We start from the raw sequence: 2852 nt of genomic DNA, 5'->3' as shown, positions 1-2852 counted from the left end.
TTTTTTTGACGCATTTTGTAGCTTTTTGGGCGGTTTTCGCCCATTTCAGACTCGATATTTGTTCTAAATGTATTTAATAAACTCCATTTCGATTCTTTCGAAGTCAATTGATTAATGTCATAAGACTATGGAGTTTCTCTATAATGCTTCAATCCCTCAAGTCTGATAACAAACAATCTTCTTTACGCGCTCTTTTACAGTCTTATCGTCAACAGGCAAAATCAAATGCACTAAAAGGAAAAATCTTTGAAAGTTTTGTGACGAAATATCTTATGTATGACCCTCTTCATTATGGACGATATGAAAAGGTTCAAACCTATTATGAATGGGCTAAAGAGCGTGAGGGTTGGAATAAAAATGATATCGGCATTGATTTGGTTGCGAAACTTCGTAATCAAGATGGGTATGTTGCCATTCAATGTAAGTTTTATGAAGCAGACCATCAGATCAGTAAAAAGGATATTGATAGCTTTATCGCCGCATCTGGAAAAGACATCTTTAAATATCGTCTTCTGGTTGATAGCACGGAAGTAGACTTAAGTGACAATGTGAATGCCATGATTAAAGGACAAGCGATACCCGTTTATCGCATTGACCTTCGTCATATGGAAAACAGTCGTATAGACTGGCAAATCTTTGCAACAAAAAAAGAAGTCGTTCTTAAATCGACAAAAGAACCACGCCCCCATCAAGAAGAAGCAATCAAGAAAGTCTGTGAGGGTTTACAAGAAGCAGACCGTGGCAAGCTGATCATGGCGTGTGGAACGGGCAAAACCTTTACCAGTCTTAAGATAGCAGAACAACTAGCCGGAAAAGGCAAGCGTGTTTTGTTTTTGGTGCCTTCTCTTGCCTTGGTATCACAAACAATACGTGAATGGACAGCGGATGCACAAATCCCATTACGCTCCTTTGCTGTTTGTTCGGATACGAAAGTAGGCAAGCGTCGTAAAAGCCAAGATGATATTGTTGGTATGGAAACATCAGATCTTGTGCTACCAGCAACAACGGATGCACAAGCACTTGCCAAAGAAGCTTGTGAGAACCTAGCAGATGCAATGACTGTGGTGTTTTCGACTTATCATTCCATCCAAGTGATTTCGGATGCACAAAAAGATCATGATTTACCAGAGTTTGATCTGATCATCTGTGATGAAGCTCATAGAACCACTGGGACATCATTAGGAAGTGACGACAATGAATCCGAATTTATCAAGGTTCACGATAACAGCATTATTCGGGGCAAAAAACGTCTGTACATGACGGCAACGCCGCGCATTTTTAGTGACACTGCCAAAAGGCGTGCGGATGAGATTAATGCCGTTCTAGCTTCTATGGATGATGAAACGCTTTATGGCAAACAACTGCATCATTATACCTTTTCGGAAGCTGTCGATAATGAACTTTTAACCCCTTACAAAATTGTGGTCTTAGGCATTGATGAAACCTATATTACACCAGCCATACAGGATATTATTGCCAATGAAAACCGTGAAATTGATTTAGATGATGCTGCAAAAATTATTGGCTGTTATAGAGCCCTGACCAAAATAGATAAGGAAGCTACTGTTGATGAGAATGATACAGAACCCATGCATAGTGCTTTGGCTTTTTGCAAAGATATCAATACCTCTCAATATATTACAAAGCTCTTCAATAAAATTATCAAATCTCATATCAATGATTTCCTTCAAACAGTTCCCTTTCTGAACTGTGAAGTAAGACATATTGACGGAAAGCAAAGTGTCAAAAAACGCAATGAAGAACTGGATTGGCTTAAAGAAGACACTGGTAAAAATGTTTGTCGGATTTTAAGCAATGTTCGGTGTCTTTCAGAAGGAATTGATGTTCCTGCTCTTGATGCGATCATGTTTTTACACCCGCGCAATAGCCAAGTGGATGTGATACAGGCGGTGGGGCGTGTGATGCGTCGTGCTCCAAATAAGAAAACAGGCTATATCATTTTACCGATTATCATTCCCTCACACTTAGAAGCTAAAAAAGCTTTACGAAACAATAAGAGATATCGTGTTGTTTGGCAAGTTTTGCATGCTTTACATTCCCATGATGAAAGGTTTGCTAGGACGATTAATCAAATGTCTTTAGGACAAGATAGCAGTCATACGATTGAGATTATAGAGATTAAGCGTGCCAATGAATTACAAGAGCTCACCACAACTGTTGATGAGATCTCGATACAGGCAAAAGCAGAAAGTTCTGGACGTACCATAGGAACAGCAGAAAGCAAATCTCAAACGTGGTATAAAGAGCAACAAGACTTATTCCGCCATTCTAATTTTTTTGATTTTGTCAAAGCCATTTTTCTGGATAGTTTTAAAATCACGGATTATTGGGGCATTTGGGCGAACAATGTTGCTGAGATTGCTCAAAACCATATCGTTCGTCTTCAAAACATGCTCTCTGATGAAACAAGTGAAGCCTATCATGCCTTTAAGAGCTTTTATCTCGAATTAAAGAGCAACATAAACAGTGATATCAAACAAGATGAAGCTGTTGAGATGCTTGCTCAACATCTTGTGACGCGCCCTGTGTTTGAAGCTTTGTTTGATGGCAATGAATTTGTCCAAAACAATACCATTTCACAAGCAATGGACAAAATACTCATTGAACTCGATAAAACGAATATCGAAGAAGAGTTGAAAGATCTTGATAAATTTTACAAAAGTATCACGTTCTGTACAGCAGGGATTACCGAACCCCATGCAAAACAGAACCTTATTATCAAGCTTTATGAAAGTTTTTTTACCAAGGCATTTAAAAAGACAACAGATAGGCTTGGCATTGTTTATACCCCTGTTGAGGTTGTGGATTTTATTATTCATTCCGTTGATGAT

Annotated in this window: 1 protein-coding gene; it reads left to right on the top strand. The window is 38.6% G+C overall.

The window, feature by feature from the left end; translation table 11 throughout:
- Positions 1 to 143: 143 nt before the first annotated feature.
- Positions 144 to 2852 (top strand): restriction endonuclease (locus J7R12_RS08465; RefSeq protein WP_208439055.1); only part of this gene is annotated, 2709 nt, incomplete at its 3' end.

Source organism: Bartonella vinsonii subsp. vinsonii (assembly GCF_902825235.1).
In the GTDB taxonomy this organism is placed as follows: Bacteria; Pseudomonadota; Alphaproteobacteria; order Rhizobiales; family Rhizobiaceae; genus Bartonella; species Bartonella vinsonii.
Note: the sequence above shows the minus strand (reverse complement) of the source record. Positions and strands in the feature narration are given on the sequence as shown.